Annotated in this window: 16 protein-coding genes; 13 read left to right on the forward strand and 3 right to left on the reverse strand. The window is 72.3% G+C overall.

What is annotated here, in order from left to right; all coding sequences use genetic code 11:
- The first annotated feature begins 239 nt into the window (after nucleotides 1-239).
- The 4 genes from rplM (at nucleotide 240) to ABD883_RS10325 (ending at nucleotide 3266) form a co-directional block, all read left to right on the forward strand.
- The gene (gene rplM / locus ABD883_RS10310) at nucleotides 240-683 is read left to right on the forward strand and encodes a 50S ribosomal protein L13 (RefSeq protein ID WP_137319025.1); all 444 of its coding nucleotides are present in this window, start codon (nucleotides 240-242) and stop codon (nucleotides 681-683) included.
- 35 nt (nucleotides 684-718) lie between these two features.
- Complete coding sequence (rpsI, locus tag ABD883_RS10315) at nucleotides 719-1213, forward strand: 30S ribosomal protein S9 (RefSeq protein ID WP_137319026.1); 495 nt, start codon at nucleotides 719-721, stop codon at nucleotides 1211-1213.
- 201 nt (nucleotides 1214-1414) lie between these two features.
- On the forward strand, nucleotides 1415-2770 hold the full coding sequence (glmM, locus tag ABD883_RS10320) for a phosphoglucosamine mutase (protein ID WP_137319027.1): 1356 nt from the start codon (nucleotides 1415-1417) through the stop codon (nucleotides 2768-2770).
- Between the two features lie 7 nt (nucleotides 2771-2777).
- Nucleotides 2778-3266, forward strand: a complete 489-nt coding sequence (locus ABD883_RS10325; protein ID WP_345031908.1) for a hypothetical protein — start codon at nucleotides 2778-2780, stop codon at nucleotides 3264-3266.
- Nucleotides 3267-3399: 133 nt separating this feature from the next.
- Here ABD883_RS10325 and ABD883_RS10330 read toward each other — a convergent pair whose 3' ends face one another.
- From ABD883_RS10330 to coaA, 3 genes are all read right to left on the reverse strand, one after another.
- Nucleotides 3400-4911, reverse strand: a complete 1512-nt coding sequence (locus tag ABD883_RS10330; protein WP_345031911.1) for a SulP family inorganic anion transporter — start codon at nucleotides 4909-4911, stop codon at nucleotides 3400-3402.
- A gap of 157 nt (nucleotides 4912-5068) precedes the next feature.
- Nucleotides 5069-6943, reverse strand: a complete 1875-nt coding sequence (locus ABD883_RS10335; RefSeq protein WP_345031915.1) for an ABC transporter ATP-binding protein — start codon at nucleotides 6941-6943, stop codon at nucleotides 5069-5071.
- Between the two features lie 683 nt (nucleotides 6944-7626).
- Nucleotides 7627-8628 (reverse strand): type I pantothenate kinase, encoded by a 1002-nt coding sequence (gene coaA, locus ABD883_RS10340; protein ID WP_254668964.1) that lies wholly within the window; start codon nucleotides 8626-8628, stop codon nucleotides 7627-7629.
- Nucleotides 8629-9213: 585 nt separating this feature from the next.
- Between coaA and ABD883_RS10345 the strand changes: the two genes are divergently transcribed.
- Genes ABD883_RS10345 through ABD883_RS10385 form a run of 9 tightly spaced genes read left to right on the forward strand, consistent with a single transcriptional unit; the run spans nucleotide 9214 to nucleotide 17979 of the window.
- Complete coding sequence (locus ABD883_RS10345) at nucleotides 9214-9336, forward strand: hypothetical protein (protein ID WP_282599068.1); 123 nt, start codon at nucleotides 9214-9216, stop codon at nucleotides 9334-9336.
- Nucleotides 9337-9394: 58 nt separating this feature from the next.
- Nucleotides 9395-11266 carry a glutamine--fructose-6-phosphate transaminase (isomerizing) gene (glmS, locus tag ABD883_RS10350; protein WP_345031920.1) on the forward strand — a complete coding sequence of 624 codons (1872 nt, stop codon included), beginning with the start codon at nucleotides 9395-9397 and terminating at the stop codon, nucleotides 11264-11266.
- Nucleotides 11267-11321: 55 nt separating this feature from the next.
- On the forward strand, nucleotides 11322-11849 hold the full coding sequence (locus ABD883_RS10355) for a holo-ACP synthase (RefSeq protein ID WP_137319033.1): 528 nt from the start codon (nucleotides 11322-11324) through the stop codon (nucleotides 11847-11849).
- A gap of 57 nt (nucleotides 11850-11906) precedes the next feature.
- Entirely contained in the window at nucleotides 11907-13250 is a 1344-nt protein-coding gene (locus ABD883_RS10360; protein ID WP_345031926.1) for a M20 metallopeptidase family protein, read from the forward strand.
- A complete protein-coding gene (locus ABD883_RS10365) occupies nucleotides 13247-14812 on the forward strand; it encodes an NAD(P)H-hydrate dehydratase (protein WP_345031929.1) in 1566 nt (521 codons plus the stop codon). Before ABD883_RS10360 ends, ABD883_RS10365 begins: the two co-directional genes overlap by 4 nt.
- On the forward strand, nucleotides 14809-16131 hold the full coding sequence (alr, locus tag ABD883_RS10370; protein WP_345031931.1) for an alanine racemase: 1323 nt from the start codon (nucleotides 14809-14811) through the stop codon (nucleotides 16129-16131). Before ABD883_RS10365 ends, alr begins: the two co-directional genes overlap by 4 nt.
- Nucleotides 16128-16742, forward strand: a complete 615-nt coding sequence (tsaE, locus tag ABD883_RS10375; protein ID WP_345031933.1) for a tRNA (adenosine(37)-N6)-threonylcarbamoyltransferase complex ATPase subunit type 1 TsaE — start codon at nucleotides 16128-16130, stop codon at nucleotides 16740-16742. Before alr ends, tsaE begins: the two co-directional genes overlap by 4 nt.
- Nucleotides 16739-17443 (forward strand): tRNA (adenosine(37)-N6)-threonylcarbamoyltransferase complex dimerization subunit type 1 TsaB, encoded by a 705-nt coding sequence (gene tsaB, locus ABD883_RS10380; protein WP_137319038.1) that lies wholly within the window; start codon nucleotides 16739-16741, stop codon nucleotides 17441-17443. Before tsaE ends, tsaB begins: the two co-directional genes overlap by 4 nt.
- Entirely contained in the window at nucleotides 17443-17979 is a 537-nt protein-coding gene (locus ABD883_RS10385; RefSeq protein ID WP_345031937.1) for a GNAT family N-acetyltransferase, read from the forward strand. The genes tsaB and ABD883_RS10385 overlap by 1 nt, the downstream gene beginning before the upstream one ends.
- The last annotated feature ends 75 nt before the right edge of the window (nucleotides 17980-18054 follow it).

Here is an 18054-nt window from a genome sequence, read left to right on the forward strand (position 1 = left end):
CTACCGAGACCCACCTGAGCATTTGCGCGGACGCGGCTGGCCGAGGTAGATTTGTCTGTCGTTGCGTACGTCCTCTCACGCTCCCCTCAGAAGCCTCTATTCGCGTTGCAGGCAGGTGGGGTCGGGTCAGCCGTGGTCGGTCGTACCGAGCACCGAAGAGCGGTGCGCATCTCCCGTGATCACGGCCTTGTGGAGATGCGAACCTGCCGCTGCTATCCATAGACGAAAAGAAGGCTACTTTGCGTACGTACACCCCCAAGCCCGGCGATGTTCAGCGCCAGTGGCACGTCATCGACGCCACTGACGTCGTCCTCGGTCGGCTTGCCTCGCAGACTGCGAAGCTGCTGCGCGGCAAGCACAAGGTGACTTTTGCACCGAATGTCGACTCGGGTGATTTCGTGATCATCATCAACGCCGACAAGGTTGCGCTGACCGGCGCGAAGCTCGAGAAGAAGCGCGCCTGGCGCCACTCGGGCTACCCGGGCGGCATCAAGAGCATCAGCTACTCCGAGCTCCTGGCCAAGGATCCCGAGCGCGCGGTCGAGAAGGCCGTGGCCGGCATGGTCCCCAAGACCCGCCTCGGTCGTGCCCAGATGCGGAAGCTCAAGGTCTACGCGGGTGCCGAGCACCCGCACGCCTCGCAGAATCCGCAGCCGTACGAGATCAGCCAGGTCGCGCAGTAAGCGCCCCGGCAGCAACGAACTTACCGAGGAGAACCGTGGCTGATACCACCAATGATGTCGAACTGACCGAATATTCCACCGAGACCCCGGCTTCGGCCGGTCTGGGCGAAGCCGTGGCCGGTGGCCGGGGCCAGTCCCTGACCGCCCCCGGTGCCGCCGTGGGTCGTCGCAAGCAGGCCATCGCCCGCGTCCGCCTGGTGCCCGGCACCGGCGAGTGGCTGATCAACGGCCGCGACCTGGAGACCTACTTCCCGAACAAGCTGCACCAGCAGCTCGTCAACGAGCCCTTCCGCCTGCTCGACCTCGAGGGCCGCTTCGACGTCCACGTGCGCATCAAGGGCGGCGGACCTTCGGGTCAGGCCGGTGCCGTGCGCCTGGGCATCGCTCGCTCGCTCAACGAGATCGACCGCGACAACAACCGCGCCGAGCTCAAGAAGGCCGGCTTCCTCACCCGTGACGCCCGCGTCCCGGAGCGCAAGAAGGCCGGACTCAAGAAGGCCCGCAAGGCGCCGCAGTTCTCGAAGCGCTGATCGCACTTCCGGTGTCTGCGCCCACCCCGGCCTGACCGCGCTCAAGCCCTCGGACCCCGCGTCCGAGGGCTTGAGTCGTATCCGGACCCGGTACCGGCAGCGATTCCCTCCGGCGCACGACCGGGCAGGTGCTCCACCGCCCGGCACCGCCCGGACCGGCGCTCCCGAGCCACCCGTATCCCGACCGACCACGAGGAACCCATGTCCCGTCTCTTCGGAACCGATGGTGTCCGCGGCCTCGCGAACACCGACATCACCGCCGCGCTCGCGCTCGACCTCGCCGAGGCCGGTGCGCGGGTGCTCGCCGGACCCGCCCGTGAGGGCGATCCGCGGCCCTTCGCGATCGTCGGGCGCGACACCCGCGCCTCAGGTGAGCTCCTTGCCTCGGCCGTGGCCGCCGGCATCGCCGCCGCCGGGGTCGACGTGCTGCTCGTCGGCGAGCTGCCCACCCCGGGTGTGGCGCACGTGGTGAAGAACTCCGGCGCGGACTTCGGTGTCGTCCTCTCCGCCTCGCACAACCCGATGCCGGACAACGGCATCAAATTCTTCGCCCGCGGGGGCACCAAGCTCGACGACGCGCTCGAGGACCGGATCACCGAGCTCCTCGGCCAGGACTGGGACCGCCCGACCGGTGCCGCGGTGGGCCGGATCTCCCGCTTCCCCGCCGCCGTCGACGAATACGTCGAATACCTCGTCGACCGACTCAACGGCGACCGCGAGGCGCCCCTGTCCGGGCTCACCGTCGTCGTCGACTGCGCCCACGGCGCGGCGAGCGTCGTCGGCCCGGCCGCGCTGCGCCAGGGCGGGGCCGAGGTCATCGTCACCGCCGCCGAGCCCGACGGCTACAACATCAACGACGGGGTGGGCTCGACCCACATCGCCGGCCTCGCCGAGGCCGTGACCGAGCACAACGCCGACCTCGGTGTGGCGTTCGACGGCGACGCCGACCGCTGCCTCGCCGTCGATGCGCTCGGCCGCGTGGTCGACGGCGACCAGATCATGGGCATCCTCGCCCTCGGCCTCCACGAGGACGGCACGCTGGCCCGCGACACCCTCGTCACCACGGTGATGTCGAACCTCGGGCTGCGCCTGGCGATGGAGAAGGCCGGGATCGCCACCGTGCAGACGAAGGTCGGGGACCGCTACGTGCTCGAGAAGATGCTCGCCGAGGGCCTCAACCTCGGCGGCGAGCAGTCCGGGCACCTGCTCATGCTCGACCACGGCACCACCGGCGACGGCGTGCAGACCGCCCTGCACCTCATGGACCGGATGGCCCGCACCCGCCGCTCGCTCGCGGACCTCGCCGCGGAGATCCCGCGCCTGCCGCAGGTGCTCATCAACGTCAAGGGCGTCGACAAGACGAACACCGACCACCCGGTCGTCGCCGCCGAGGTGTCCGCCGTCGAATCCGAGCTCGGGCGCACCGGCCGGGTGCTGCTGCGGGCCTCGGGCACCGAACCGCTCATCCGCGTCATGGTCGAGGCCGAGACCGAGGAGACCGCCCAGGCCCAGGCCGAACGGCTCGCCTCCGTGGTCCGCGACGAACTGGCACTCTGAGGGGCGCATGATGACGAGGACCCCGGCAGGCGCGTCCGATCCCGGCATGCCGGGTGACGGGGCCGGACGGACCGGGCGTCCGCTCGCCCGGCCGGCGCGCGTCGGCCGGATCGCAGGCGCCCTCACCGCCGTGGCGACCCTGCTCGTCGCCGGGCTCACGCTGCTCGTCGGACTCGCCGACGGCCTGCCGTTCGTGCTCGGCTGGTTCGCCGACGCCACGCTCCTCGTCCTCGTCATGGGCGGGATCGCGACGCTCGGGAACCTCCTCGTCGGCGCGCTCGCCTGGCGCTCGGAGACCTCCGCCGCGCAGCGTGACCGCAGGCCGGTGCGCACCTGGCCGCTCGTCGGCTTCGTCGCACTCACCATGCCGATCGTCGTCTACGTCGTCGCGGTGATCATCACTCAGCCGGTCTCGCTCGTCCTCCTCATCGGGCTGCTCCTCGTGTGCCTGCCCGCCGCGGCACTGCTGGCCGCCGTGGCCCGCCTGCTGCGCTGAGGCGCGGACCACCGGCGCGCGCCCGCCCGCGCAGGCGGCCGGGGCGGGACCACGCATCGGGTCACCGCGCGCCGCCGCTCCTCGCAGCGTGACCGGCCGCATGCTCAGCCGCGGGCTCAGTCATGTGGCCGGCTCAGCCGTTGAGCATCCCCGACATCGTCTCCCGCATCCGCCTGCTCGCCGCGTTGAGGCCGACGACGGTGACCGTCGTCCCGCGCTCCTCGTACTTCGCGGTGATCGAGTCGAGCGCGGCGATCGTCGAAGCGTCCCAGAGGTGGGAGCGGTGGAGATCGATGACGACGTGGGCGGGGTCCTCGGCGTAGTCGAACATCGTGTAGAGGTCGTTCGAGGAGGCGAAGAACAGCTCTCCCTCGACGGTGTACGTCGCCGTCGGGACCCCGTCGACCTCGGCGAGCTCCCGGTCGACGCGCACGAGGTGGGCCACCCGGTTGGCGAAGGCGATCATCGCGACGACCACGCCGAGCACCACCCCGATCGCGAGGTTGTGCGTCCACACGGTGGCGACGACGGTGACGAGCATGACCGCGGTCTCCGACTTCGGCATCCGGCGCAGGGTGCGCGGGTCGATCGAGTGCCAGTCGAAGGTCGCCCAGGACACGAAGACCATGATCGCGACGAGCGCGGCCATCGGGATGAGCGCGACGACGTCGCCGAGCACGACGACGAGGACGAGCAGGAAGACGCCGGCGCAGAACGTCGAGATCCGGGTGCGCGCACCGGAGGCGCGGACGTTGATCATCGTCTGCCCGATCATCGCGCAGCCGCCCATCCCGCCGAACAAGCCGGTGACGATGTTCGCCACGCCCTGGCCCCAGGACTCCCGGGTCTTGTCCGAGCGGGTGTCGGTGATGTCGTCGACGAGCTTCGCCGTCATGAGCGACTCCATGAGCCCGACGAGCGCCATCGCGAGCGCGTAGGGCGCGATGATCTGCAGGGTCTCGAGCGTGAGCGGCACCTCGGGGACGAACAGGGTCGGCAGCGAGTCGGGCAGCTCGCCCTTGTCGCCGACGTCCGGCACCTGCCAGCCGAAGGCGAGGACGAGCCCGGTGAGCACGACGATCGCGACGAGCGGTGCGGGCACGATCGAGGTGAGGCGCGGCAGGAGGAACACGATGGCGAGCGCGAGGGCGAACAGCGGGTAGACGAGCCAGGGGACGCCGATCAGCTCGGGCACCTGGGCGATGAAGATGAGGATCGCGAGCGCGTTGACGAAGCCGACCATGACCGAGCGCGGGATGAAGCGCATGAGGCGGGCGGCGCCGAGCACGGCGAGGAGGATCTGGAACACCCCGGCGAGCAGCACGCAGGCGATGAAGTAGTCCATCCCGTGCGCGGCGACGAGGGGTGCGATGACGAGGGCGACGGCGCCGGTGGCCGCGGAGATCATCGCCGGCCGGCCGCCGAGGATCGCGGTCGTCACCGCCATGGTGAAGGAGGCGAACAGGCCCACCCGCGGGTCGACCCCGGCGATGACGGAGAAGGCGATCGCCTCGGGGATGAGTGCGAGCGCGACGACGAGTCCGCCGAGCACCTCGGTCCGGAGCCAGGCCGGGCGGCGCAGGGTCGCGCGCACGCTCTGCCGCTCCTCCGGGGAGAACGCGGGGCGGGTCGGGGTGGCGGGCATGAGGCTCCTCGGGCACGGAAAGGGGTGAGCGGTGGGCCGCGGCGGGCAGGTGCCCGCGAGCGCGCTGTGCGCGGGCGGGACCCGGCGTCCACTCTATCCCCGCGCCCTCACCGCCCGGACACGGGATGCCGGGGCCGCGCCGGCACCCACCCGGGGCTCACTCCTGGGAGGCGAACTGGGTCTCGTAGAGCTCGGCGTAGCGGCCGTCGGCGGCGAGCAGCTGCTCGTGGGTGCCGCGCTCGGCGATCCGCCCGCCCTCGATGACGAGGATCTCGTCCGCGCTGCGGACGGTCGACAGCCGGTGGGCGATGACGAGCGCGGTGCGGCCCTCCATCGCCTCGGCGAGCGCCTGCTGGATCGCCGCCTCGTTCGTCGAGTCGAGCGCTGAGGTCGCCTCGTCGAGGACGACCACCGGGGGAGCGGCGAGGAGCAGCCGGGCGATGGTGAGGCGCTGGCGCTCGCCGCCGGACAGCCGGTAGCCGCGCTCGCCGATCACCGTGTCGATGCTGTCGGGGAGTTCGGCGATGACCTCCTCGAGTCGGGCGCGGCGGATCGCGTCGGCGAGCTCGGACTCGGTGGCGTCGGCCCGGGCCAGCAGCAGGTTGTCGCGGATCGACTCGTGGAACAGGTGGCCGTCCTGGGTCACCATGCCCACCGTGCGCTTGAGGGTGTCGAAGCTCAGGTCCCGGACGTCGGTCCCGCCGATGAGCACCGCGCCGCCGGTGACGTCGTAGAGGCGGGGCAGCAGCGAGGCGATCGTCGACTTGCCGGCCCCGGAGCTGCCGACGAGCGCCACCGTGGACCCCGGTGACACGGTGAAGTCGATCCCGTGGAGCACCTCGGTGCCGGCCCGGTGGTCGAGCACGGAGACGTCCTCGAGGCTGGCCAGCGACACCTCGGCGGCCGACGGGTAGGCGAAGCGGACGTCGCGGTAGGTCACGGCGACCGGGCCCGGGTCGAGCGACTGCGGCTCCGCCGCCTCGGTGAGCAGCGGCTCGAGGTCGAGCACCTCGAACACCCGCTCGAAGCTCACGATCGCGCTCATGATGTCCATCCGCGCGTTGGCGAGCATGGTGAGCGGGGTGTAGAGGCGGGTCAGCAGCATCGCGAGGGTGACGACCTGACCGGCGTTGAGGTTGCCGAGCACCGCCTGGATGCCGCCGAGGCCGTAGACGAGCGCGAGCGCGAGCGCGGACACGAGGGTGAGCGCGGTGACGAAGGTCGTCTGGAGCATCGCGGTGCGCACCCCGATGTCGCGCACCCGGCCGGCGCGGTCGGCGAACTCGCGGGACTCGGTGTCCGGCTTCCCGAACAGCTTGACGAGGGTGGCGCCGCCGGCGGAGAACCGCTCCGTCATGCGCGTCGACATCGCGGCGTTGTGGTTCGCCGCCTCGTGCTGGAGGAGGGCGAGCTTCCCGCCGAGCATCCGGGCGGGGACGAGGAAGATCGGCAGGAGGAGGACGGAGAGCAGGGTGACCTGCCAGGAGATCGTCACCATGACGCCGACGGTGAGGACGAGGGACACGACGTTCGACACGACTCCGGAGAGCGTGTTGGAGAAGGCGCGCTGGGCGCCGATGACGTCGGTGTTGAGGCGGGACACGAGTGCGCCGGTGCGGGTCCGGTTGAAGAACGCGATCGGCAGGGTCTGCACGTGGTCGAACACCGCAGTGCGGAGGTCGAAGATCAGGCCCTCGCCCACACGGGAGGACAGGTAGCGGTTGACGAGGCTGAGGCCGGCGTCGAGGATCGCCAGGCCGGCCATCGCGATCGCGATCCACATGATCACCGAGATCGGGCCGCCGCCGGTGATCGCGTTGACGACGTCGCCGGCGAGGATCGGGGTGATGACGCCGATGACGGAGACGAGGACGGACACTGCGAGGAAGCCGATGAGCTTGGCGCGGTGGCGAGAGGCGAAGCGGAAGATCCGGCGCACGGTGGCGCGCGAGATCTTCCCCGACCCCTTGGCCGAGGTCGAATGGGACCCGATGGTGCGGCGCATGATCATATGCGTCGAGGGCATGCTCATAGGAGCCTCCTGGGGTGCAGAGGGGAGTCGGTGGTGCCGGGGGTCGTGGTTCCGAGTGTCGCGGTTCCGGCGCTGGGAGGACCGAGGCCGGGAATGCCGGTGCCGAAAGTGCTGGTCCCGCGGCTGCCGGCTCCGGACGTGCTGGTGCCGGGGCTGATGGCTCCGAAGGTGCTGGTGCCGGGGGTGTGGCGCGCGGCCCGCCGGGCGGCGCGACCCGTGGCGGGACGGCCGGCGTGCGAGGCTGGACTCGCGGCGGGCCGAGCACGACATCGGTATCAACCGGCGGCTCCGCGGATTTGTTCCCCGGGCTGTGCTCGACTGCCCGGGCTGTGCTCGACTGCACTGTGCTCGATGGGGTTGCACTCGATGGAGTTGCACTCGTCAGCACTGCACACCTCGGCACTGCATACCTCGGCACTGTGCGTGTCGGTGCTGTGGGGTCGGTGCTGTGCACCGCGGCGGCAGGCGCTCCGGAACCGGGCACCAGAGAGGTGTCCGGCAGTCCACGCGCCGTCGTTCCGGTGCCGCTTCAGTGCGGATACCGGCGGGTATCCGCACTGAGGTGACCCCGCAGTCAGAGAACCGCACTGGATCGCGCCCGGACCGGGCAGACCGCACTAGGCTGCGCGTGGAACGGGGCGGCGGTCGTCGGACGGGGTGCCGCGGCTCGCGTGCGGGGGTGCTCAGAGCTTGCGGAGGCGGATCCGGCGGATCTCGTGGTCGGCGGCCTTGTGCATGATGAGGTCGGCGCGGCCGCGGCTGGGAAGCACGTTCTCCCGGAGGTTCGGGGCGTTGATCGAGCCCCAGATCTCCCCGGCGAGGGTCCGCCCCTCCTCCTCGCTCAGCCGGCTGTAGCGGTGGAAGTACGAGTCGGGGTCCTGGAACGCGCCGTGTTTGAGCTTCATGAAGCGCGCGATGTACCAGTCGCGGATGTCCGAGGTCCGTGCGTCGACGTAGATCGAGAAGTCGAAGTAGTCGCTCACCGACATGCCTACCCGGCCGTCGGGGCGGGGGCGCGCCGGCTGCAGGACGTTGAGGCCCTCGACGATGAGGACGTCGGGGGAGCGCACGGTGATCTGCGCGCCGGGCACGATGTCGTAGGTGTGGTGGGAGTAGACCGGTGCCCGCACCTCGGGCGCCCCGGACTTCACCGCGGACAGGAAGCGGAGCAGCGCGCGGCGGTCGTAGGACTCCGGGAAGCCCTTGCGGCCGCTGAGCCCGCGGCGCTCGAGCTCTGCGTTGGGGAACAGGAAGCCGTCGGTGGTGAGGAGCTCGACGCGCGGGGTGTCGGGCCAGCGGGCGAGCATCTCGCGCAGCACGCGCGCCGTCGTCGACTTGCCCACCGCCACGGAGCCGGCGACGCCGATGACGAACGGCGTGCGCCGCGGTGCCGGGTCCCGGCCATCGGCGCGGAGGGGGGCGAAGAACTCACGGGTCGCCTCGTGCTTCTGGCCTCGTGCGGAGACGTAGAGGTTGAGGAGGCGGGAGACCGGGAGGTAGATCGTGGCGACCTCGTCGAGGTCGATCGTCTCGCCGAGGCCGCGGAGCCGCTCGATGTCCTGAGCGGTGAGCGGCAGCGGCATGGTCTCCGCGAGCTTCGACCACGACTCCCGGTCGAACTCGCGGAACGGCGAGGCGAAGGATTCGAGGTCCGCGCGCGGGCGAGCGGTGTGGAGGCCCGCCAGCCGACGCGCCGGATCGAGGTCGGGGCTGTCGCCGCTGCGGGACCCGGCGGAGCGGTCGCTCGACTGCGCGGTGCGGTCCGGCTGCGCGGCACTGCCGGGCTGCACTGCAATGCCCGACTGCGAGGTGCGGTCCGGGTGACCGGCGCCGTCGAGTCGGTCGCCGCTGTCCGGCCGGTCGGTGTCGGCGGCGCGCTCGCCTGTGTCGGCGGCGCGCGCGGACCCGGCGGAGTGGCTGTCAGGCGCGGATTCGGTCTCCTGGGACATTGTGCCATTGTGTCACGGGCCACTCCGGTCCTCGCCGACAGGCCCACCTGTCGAACTCCGCGGTGCAGGGAAGCCGGCCTGCTCGCGCTCGCCGACCCTGAGCGACTGCGCGTACTCGCCGGCGCGATCCTGGCCGAGATCGTGCCGGCCGAGCAGGACCTCGCCGCCGCCTCGGCCCAGAACCCGGCCCAGGGGCACGCCGCCCCGGCCCCCGCCTTCCAGATCACCCCCCTCCACCGGTGTCCTCGTCGGGCAGGTCCGCGAACCCATCGCCTCCCAGCGGCTCATCGCCGGCGACCTCGACGCCCGACCGCGGAGGTCGTGCTCGGCGAGGCCACTGGCTGGGGCATGCGGCTCGGCGACGACCGCGCCGCCGCCCTGTCCCAGGCCGTGCTCCGCGGCGGGGACCGGACCGCGGACATCATCGAGCTCGCGCGCCGCTGACGACGCGCTGTGAGCGTGCTCATGCTCCATTCAGCGATGACTCGGTAGAGTACTCCCCATGTGCGGAATCGTAGGTTTTGTCTCGTCGTCCACCCCGGAGACCGCAGGGCACGGCGCCCTCGACGTGGTCATGGCCGGACTCACCCGGCTCGAGTACCGCGGATACGACTCCGCAGGAGTCGCCCTGGTGACCGCCGACCGCACGCTCGCGAGCGCCAAGAAGGCCGGCAAGCTCAGTGCCCTGCGCGAGGAGCTCGAGGCGCACCCGCTGCCCGAGGCGATGACCGGCATCGGTCACACCCGCTGGGCCACCCACGGCGGGCCCACCGACGCCAACGCCCACCCGCACCTCGCCGACGGCGGGAAGCTGGCGCTCATCCACAACGGCATCATCGAGAACTTCGCGAGCCTCAAGGCCGCGCTCCAGGACGAGGGCGTCGAGTTCGAATCGGAGACCGACACCGAGGTCGCAGCCCACCAGCTCGCCAAGAACTACCGCGCCTCCGGTGACCTCGCGCAGGCGATGCGCGACACCGCGAAGCAGCTCGAGGGCGCCTTCACGCTGCTCGCCGTGCACGCCGACCTGCCCGGCACCGTCGTCGCCGCGCGCCGCAACTCCCCGCTCGTCATCGGCCTGGGCGAGGGGGAGAACTTCCTCGGCTCCGACGTCGCCGCGTTCATCGACTACACCCGCAAGGCGCTCGAGATCGGCCAGGACGAGGTCGTCACCATCACCCCGGACTCCGTCCTCATCACCGACCTCGAGGGCAGCGAGGTCGCCGGCGAGCCCTTCGAGGTCGACTGGGACACCGCGGCCGCGGAGAAGGGCGGCTTCGCGTCCTTCATGGACAAGGAGATCCACGACCAGCCGCAGGCCGTCCACGACACCCTGCTCGGCCGGATGGACGCCTCCGGCAAGCTCGTGCTCGACGAGATGCACGTCGACGAGACCGTCCTCAAGTCGATCGACAAGATCGTCGTCATCGCCTGCGGCACCGCCGCCTACGCCGGCCAGGTCGCGAAGTACGCGATCGAGCACTGGTGCCGGATCCCCACCGAGGTCGAGCTCGCCCACGAGTTCCGGTACCGGGACCCCGTCGTCACCGAGAAGACCCTCGTCGTCGCCGTCTCCCAGTCCGGGGAGACCATGGACACGATCATGGCCGTGCGCCACGCCCGCGAGCAGGGTGCGAAGGTCATCGCGATCTGCAACACCTTCGGCTCGACGATCCCGCGCGAGTCCGACGCCGCTCTCTACACCCACGCCGGCCCTGAGATCGCGGTGGCCTCGACCAAGGCGTTCCTGTCACAGGTCGTCGCCTGCTACCTGCTCGGTCTCTACCTCGCGCAGCTGCGCGGCAACAAGTTCGCCGACGAGGTCGAGGTCATCCTCGAGGAGCTCCAGCAGATCCCGGCGAAGATCAGCGCTCTCCTCGAGCGGAAGCAGCAGGTCCTCGACCTCGCCCGGAGCCAGCAGGACACGCAGTCGGTGCTGTTCCTCGGCCGTCACGTCGGCTACCCGGTGGCGATGGAGGGCGCGCTCAAGCTCAAGGAGCTCGCCTACATCCACGCCGAGGGGTTCGCCGCCGGCGAGCTCAAGCACGGCCCGATCGCGCTCATCGACTCCGGTCAGCTCGTGTTCGTCGTGCTCCCGAGCCAGAAGGGCCGCGACTCGCTCCACGCCAAGGTCGTCTCCAACATCCAGGAGGTCCGGGCGCGCGGGGCGAACACCGTGGTCATCGCGGAGGAGGGCGACGAGGTCGCCGCCGACTACGCCTCCGAGGTGATCTACGTGCCGCAGACCACCACGCTGCTCGCGCCGCTGCTCACCACGGTGCCGCTGCAGATCTTCGCGATGGAGCTCGCCACCGCCAAGGGTCTCGACGTCGACCAGCCGCGCAACCTCGCGAAGTCCGTCACCGTCGAGTGACCCGAACCGGGCCCGCAGCGGCCCGCCTGGGGGAGTGAGCAGCAGGGGAGTGAGCATGGGGATCATCGGGATCGGCCTCGATCTGGCCGACGTGCCGCGCTTCGCCGAGCACATCGAGCGGGTGCCCGAGCTCCTCGACCGGCTCCTCACGCCTGCGGAACAGCTGAAGAAGAACGGCAAGCGGCGCACCCCGGAGTCGCTCGCCGCACGCTTCTCCGCGAAGGAGGCGCTCGTCAAGGCCCTCCAGCTGCCGCAGATCATCCCCTGGCACGAGGCCGAGGTGGTCTCCGCCTTCTCCGGTGCGCCGAGCTTCCGGCTCTCCGGCTGGGTGCTCGAGCACTTCCGGTCCCTCGGCGGGGAGCGCGTCCACCTCTCCATCACCCATGACGGGGAGCGGACCATGACCTTCGTCGTCGTCGAGGGCTCCGGCCCCGCGCTCGCCCCGCCCCCGGACCAGCCGCCGCCGCTGCTGCCGGGGTCGCCCGAGGCGCTCGCCGAGCTCGCCGCGGCGCGGGAGAGGGCGCGGGCGAGCCGGGATGCCCGCCGTGCCCAGCGCGAGGCCGCCCGCCGGAAGCACGCGTAGCTGCGGCCCGGAGCACCGGCTGCAGGGCGCGTCCGCCCCACCGACTACTCTGGAGCCATGACCGATACCGCCGCTCCCACCTCCGAGACGACCTCCTCCGGATCGATCGTCGGAACCTCCCTGCCCACGCACGAGTCCGCGCAAGCGCTGCTCCCCGAGCTGCGGGATCTGCGCCGGGATCTGCACCGGTCCCCGGAGATCGGGCTCGAGCTGCCGCAGACGCAGCGCCGGGTCGAGGAGGCGCTCGCGGGCCTCGACGTCGAGATCACCCGCGGCGAGGGCCTGAGCTCGCTCACCGTGGTGCTGCGCGGCGGTCGCCGTGACGCGGGCGGCGCCTCGCCCGTGGCCGTGCTCCTGCGCGGCGACATGGACGCCCTGCCCGTCGAGGAGGCGACCGGCTTCGACTTCGCCGCGACGAACGGCGCCATGCACGCATGCGGCCACGACCTCCACACCACCGGTCTCGTCGGCGCGGTCCGGCTCCTCCACGACATCCGCGACTCCCTCGCCGGTGACGTCGTGTTCATGTTCCAGCCCGGCGAGGAGGGCTGGGACGGCGCCGGGATGATGCTCGACGAGGGTGTGCTCGACGCCGCCGGGGTCCCGGTCGTCGCCGCCTACGGTGTCCACGTGTCCGCGGATCAGGAGATCGGCCGGCTGTACTCGAAGCCGGGTTCCTACATGGCCGCGTTCAGCCTGATGGACGTCGTCCTCCGCGGCAAGGGCGGGCACGCCTCGCGCCCGCACACCACCTACGACCCGATCCAGACCGGGGCCGCGATCATCGGACAGCTCCAGGAGTACGTCTCCCGCCGCTTCGACGTGTTCGACCCGATCGTCGTCACCGTCGGCAAGTTCACCGGCGGGACCGCGGCGAACGTCGTCCCCGACACCGCCTCGCTCGCCGTCGGCGTGCGGACCTTCTCGGAGACGACCACCACCCGCGCCGCCGCCGAGCTGCCCGCCCTCGTCCGTGAGCTCGCCGCCTCCCACGGGCTGAGCGCCGAGGTCGAGTACGACACCGTGCTGCCGCCGACGATCAACGACGAGGCGGAGAACGCGTTCTACCGCGAGACCTTCGCCGAGCTCTTCGGCGCCGACCGCGTCACCCTCGTCGAGCACCCCAAGGCCGGCTCCGAGGACTTCTCCCGCGTCCTCATGGCCGTCCCCGGATCGTACGGACACCTGGGTGCGGCGATGCCCGGCACCGTGCCCGAGGAGCAGGACTCCAACCACTCCCCGCGCGCCCGCCACAGCGAGGACGCGCTCGCCGACCACGCACTGTTCCTCGCCCGCCTCGCCGCCGCCCGGCTGGAGAGAGCCGCCGGAGACGACACCGCGCGGGACGGAGCTTTACTGGAGGGTGCTGCCCGGGACGGAGCTGCCGAGGTGCGGGGATGAGACTCGGCTATCCCGCAGCGGCGATCCGCGCCGCCGAGGCCCCGCTGCTCGACGCCGGCCGCGGACCGGTGCTCATGCGCACCGCCGCCGCCGGCCTCGCCGCGGTCTGCCGCCGCGATCTGATCGAGGCGCGCGGGTGCGTCACCGGCGCCCGCGTCGTCGTCCTCGCCGGAGCCGGCAACAACGGGGGAGACGCGCTGTTCGCCGGCGCGGACCTCAGCCGCCGCGGCGCCCGCGTCACCGTCGTCGACGTCCTCGGGCGCCTCCACCCCGAGGGAGCGGCCGCACTGCGTGCGGCAGGAGGCGACATCGAACCGCTCGGCGCCGAATCCGCGCCCCTGACCGCGCGGGCCGAGCTCGTCATCGACGGGATCCTCGGCACCGGTGCCTCGGGATCGCTGCGCGCACCGCTCGACACGTTCATCGCCGACTGGCAGGCCGCGGCCTCCGGCACCGGGAGCGCCCGGCGGCAGCGTGTCATCGCGGTCGACGTCCCCACCGGGGTCGACGCCACCACCGGAGCGGTCGGCGCCGTCCACGTGCGCGCCGATCGCACGGTGACCTTCGGCGGGCACAAGGCCGGACTGCTGCTGCCCGGCGGCGCCGACGCCGCGGGAGAGCTCGCCCTCGTCGACATCGGACTCGACCTCGCCCCGTTCCGTCCCACCGTCGAGGCGCCCGAGCCCGCCGACCTCGCCGTCGGCTGGCCGTTCCCGCAGCCGGACATGCACAAGTACACCCGCGGCGTCCTCGGCCTCGTCGCCGGATCCCACCGCTACCCCGGCGCAGGGCTGCTCACCACCGCTGCGGCCGTGTCCACCGGGCTCGGCATGCTCCGCCTGCTCGCCCCCGACGAGGTCACCGCGGCCGTGCTCGACCGCTGCCCCGAGGTCGTCACCGAACCGGGGCGGGTCCAGGCGTGGGCCGTCGGCCCGGGCGCCCCCGACACCCTCCTCATGCGCCGCGCCATCATCGAGGCGGAGAACCGGTCCCTGCCCCTCGTCATCGACGCCGGCGGCCTCGGACTCCTCACCCGCCCGCTCGAGACCACGTGCATCGTGACGCCGCACGCCGGTGAGCTCGTCGACCTCCTCGGCCGCCTCACCACCGGCGTGCCCACCCGCGCGGAGGTCGAAGCGGATCCGGTGACCCACGCCGTGAGGGCCGCGCAGGCGTTCGAAGGCGTCATCGCCCTCAAGGGGCGGCGCACGATCGTCGCCCGGCCCGACGGCAGCGTCGTCGCCCCGCCGCCGGGACCGGCGGCGCTCGCCACGGCCGGGTCCGGCGACGTGCTCACCGGGATCCTCGGTGCGCTGCTCGCCACTACCGCGGAACACCGCGTGGCCGAGCGCAGCGGTCCGTACGACCAGGCGGACTGGAGCGGCCCGGCCACCGACATCGCGATCCTCGCCGGGCTCGCGGTCACCGTGCACGGGCTCGCCGGCCACCGGACCACGCACGCCTCAGGGCTCCCGGCAGCCGTGGAGGACATCGTGCTCGGTCTCAAGGCCGGAAGTGCCGGCGCGGGAACCGGGCAGAACGACGGCCGGAGGGGCGAATGACCGCACCCGATGCTGCACCGTCGCCGGTCGGACCGCCGGTGGTCTCCTTCCCGGGGACAGTGGTGCAGGCGCGGATCGACACCGGAGCCATCACCCACAACGCGGCGACGATCGCGGCCCGGGTCGCCCCGGCGACCCTGCTCAGCGTCGTCAAGGCCGACGCCTACGGCCACGGCCTCGCCGCAGTCGTCGACGCCTGCCGCGCCGCCGGCGTCGCCGACTTCGGCGTGGCGACGGTGCCCGAGGCGCTCCAGCTCGCCGCCCTGCTCGGTGAGGATCCCGCGGTGCGGCGCGAGCGGATCCTGTGCTGGCTCTACGACGACCGCACGGACCTCACCGCCTGCGCGCGGGCGGGCATCGAGCTCGGGGTGTCGACCGCCGGCGCGCTGCGCCAGGTGATCCGCGCCGCCGAGGCCTCCGGACGCACCGTGCGGGTGCACCTCAAGATCGACACCGGGCTGGGCCGCAACGGCTTCACCCCCGAGGCATTCACCGCGTTCCTGCCCGAGCTCGCGGAGGCCGCCGCGCGTACCGCGGGCCCGGTCGAGGTCGTCGGCATCATGACCCACCTCGCGAACGCCGACGTCATCGGTGACCCGGAGACCGGGAACCAGCTCGCGGTCCTCGACCGGGCACGTGAGCAGCTCGTCTCCGTGCTCGAGTCCGCCGGTGGGGCGCTCGGCGACCCTGCCGCCCTGCTCGTCCATGCCGCGAACTCCCCGGCGGCGCTCTCGCTCGACCCCGTGCCGGGCGGGCTCGCCCGTGTCGGCCTGAGCACCTACGGCCTCAGCCCTTTCGAGGGACGGACCGCCGCCGAGCTCGACCTCCGGCCGGCGATGTCCCTCGTCTCCCGCGTGCTCGCCGTCAAGGATGTGCCTGCCGGGCACGGTGCGAGCTACGGCCTCACCTACACGTGCACTGAACCCACCCGGTTCGCCCTCGTCGCCGGCGGCTACGCCGACGGGATCCCGCGCGCGGCCTCGAACCGCGCGCAGGTGTCGATCCGCGGCCGCCGGTACCCCGTGGTCGGGCGGGTCGCGATGGACCAGATGATCCTCGACATCGGACCGGGGCCCGTCGAGATCGACGACGAGGTCGTCATCATCGGCGACGGCACCACGGGTCCCGGCGCCGAGGAGTGGGCCGCCTGGGCCGACACCGTGAACTACGAGATCGTCACCCGGATCGGCCCGCGCGTCGAGCGGGTCGTCATCGGCGCCGGACAGGACGCCACGTCGGCGGTGCGGCAGGGCGGGATCCCGTCATCTGCGGTCGCGGGCGTCGACGACCGGTTCCGGGGACGAGGGCACCGCGGATGAGGGCTGAGCTGCGCATCGCCGGCCTGGAGGAGATCGACGCGTTCGCCGCGCGCCTCGCCGCCGTCCTGCGTCCGGGCGACGTCATCATCCTCACCGGTGACCTCGGCGCCGGGAAGACGACCTTCACCCAGTTCCTCGCCGGGCACCTCGGCGTCCGTGGCCGGGTGTCCTCGCCGACCTTCGTCATCGCCCGCGAGCACGCCCCGGCCGGCGCGGGGCCGGGCCTCGTCCACGTCGACGCCTACCGCCTCGACGACTCCGCCGAGTTCGCCGACCTCGACCTCGGCGCCGACCTCGCGGAATCGGTCACCGTCATCGAATGGGGCCACGGGATCGCCGAGGAGCTCTCCGCCGAACGCCTCGAGATCACCCTCGTGCGCGCCTTCGAGGAGGACGGGGCCGGCACTGCCGGGCCCGACTCCACGGATACTGGTCCCGGTGATCCCGCTCCCGCTGCGCCTATCGCACCCGAGCCGCTCGAACTCGACCTCGCCGAGGAGGACGAGAGCCGGCTGCTCGTCCTCGAATCCACCGGTCCCGGCTGGGACGCCCGCCTGGCCCTCGTCGCCGAGCAGCCCGGGGAACCCGGCCCCGGAACGGAGACCCGATGATCATCCTCGCGCTCGACACCTCGGCCGCGGCGAGCGCCGCGCTCGTCGACGCGGAGACCGAGGAGGTGCTCGCCGAATGGACCGAGTTCTCCGCCCGGAAGCACGCCGAGCTCCTCGGGCCTGCGATCCGCACCCTCCTCGAGCGTCGGCCGGCCCCGGGCCGGGTGGTCGTCGGGGTGGGGCCCGGTCCCTTCACCGGTCTGCGCGCCGGGATCGCCACCGGGATCGGGTTCGCACTCGGCGCGGGCATCCCCGTCGACGGCCTGCCGAGCCACGACGCTCTCGCTCTGCGCGCCCTCCGCACCCATGCGCCGGTCTCCCCGGCCGGACCGGCGCCGCGGCTGCGCGTCGCCACCGACGCGCGCCGCAAGGAGGTCTACTGGACCGAGTACGCAGGACTCGACGCCGCAGGCGTGCCCGAGGTGCTCGCCGGTCCCGCCGTCAGCCTCCCCGCGGACCTGCACGTCGTTCCGGATCAGGGCGCTGCGCTCCGGTACGGCCGTGGGTTCCTCCTCTTCCCGGGGGAGCTCGGCGATCCCACCGGCACCGCACCGGCCGACCTCGAACCGACCGCCGGGGACCTCGGGATCGTCGCCGCCCGGATGATCGCCGCCGGGCGTCCGCTGCTCCCGCCGGTCCCGCTGTACCTCCGCGAGCCCGACGCCCAGCCCTCCGCGCGGCGCACGACGAGCCTCCGGTGATGCCGGAGCCCGGCACCGCGGAGGGAAGCGGCGCTCACCGGATCCGGCGGCTGCGCTGGTTCGACATCCCCGCCGTCGCCGCCCTCGACGCGGAGATCTTCGGCCCCGAAGCCTGGTCGACCGAGTACTACTGGGCGGCGGTGGCGACGCCCGGCCAGTCGTTCGTGGTCATCGAGGCACCCGGCGGAGATGCGCCGGGCTCCGACGACACGCGGCGTCAGGCAGACCCCGTGCCGGCGTCCTGGGACCCGGGTGCGATCCTCGGCTTCGCCGGGCTCGGCGTCTCCGGGCCGCAGGCCGATGTCCTCACCCTCGCCGCCCACCCGGCAGCCCGTGGCCGGGGGATCGGGCGCGCCCTGCTCACCCACCTCCTGGACGCCGCCCGAGAAGCCGGATGCGAGGTCATCTACCTCGACGTCCGCAGCGACAACACCGCAGCCCACGGCCTCTATACCGCGCACGGCTTCACCGAGCTCGACCGCCGCCCGGGCTATTACACCGGCGCCGACGCCGTCGTCATGCGCGCCTTCCTCTGACCCGGGGCACCCGGAGCGATCTCGAGAGCTCTGACGTCCATGGTCCGGAACGACCCCGGAGACCCGTGGGCCGAC

It is taken from the genome of Brevibacterium pityocampae (assembly GCF_039541555.1).
Classification (GTDB): Bacteria; Actinomycetota; Actinomycetes; order Actinomycetales; family Brevibacteriaceae; genus Brevibacterium; species Brevibacterium pityocampae.

Bases quoted from the DNA above. Each gene is read 5' to 3' on its own strand.
- glmM (WP_137319027.1), top strand. From the start codon at position 1,415: ATGTCCCGTCTCTTCGGAACCGATGGTGTCCGCGGCCTCGCGAACACC.
- ABD883_RS10325 (WP_345031908.1), top strand. From the start codon at position 2,778: ATGATGACGAGGACCCCGGCAGGCGCGTCCGATCCCGGCATGCCGGGT.
- ABD883_RS10330 (WP_345031911.1), bottom strand. From the start codon at position 4,911: ATGCCCGCCACCCCGACCCGCCCCGCGTTCTCCCCGGAGGAGCGGCAG.
- ABD883_RS10335 (WP_345031915.1), bottom strand. From the start codon at position 6,943: ATGAGCATGCCCTCGACGCATATGATCATGCGCCGCACCATCGGGTCC.
- glmS (WP_345031920.1), top strand. From the start codon at position 9,395: ATGTGCGGAATCGTAGGTTTTGTCTCGTCGTCCACCCCGGAGACCGCA.
- ABD883_RS10355 (WP_137319033.1), top strand. From the start codon at position 11,322: ATGGGGATCATCGGGATCGGCCTCGATCTGGCCGACGTGCCGCGCTTC.
- ABD883_RS10360 (WP_345031926.1), top strand. From the start codon at position 11,907: ATGACCGATACCGCCGCTCCCACCTCCGAGACGACCTCCTCCGGATCG.
- ABD883_RS10365 (WP_345031929.1), top strand. From the start codon at position 13,247: ATGAGACTCGGCTATCCCGCAGCGGCGATCCGCGCCGCCGAGGCCCCG.
- alr (WP_345031931.1), top strand. From the start codon at position 14,809: ATGACCGCACCCGATGCTGCACCGTCGCCGGTCGGACCGCCGGTGGTC.
- tsaE (WP_345031933.1), top strand. From the start codon at position 16,128: ATGAGGGCTGAGCTGCGCATCGCCGGCCTGGAGGAGATCGACGCGTTC.
- tsaB (WP_137319038.1), top strand. From the start codon at position 16,739: ATGATCATCCTCGCGCTCGACACCTCGGCCGCGGCGAGCGCCGCGCTC.
- ABD883_RS10385 (WP_345031937.1), top strand. From the start codon at position 17,443: ATGCCGGAGCCCGGCACCGCGGAGGGAAGCGGCGCTCACCGGATCCGG.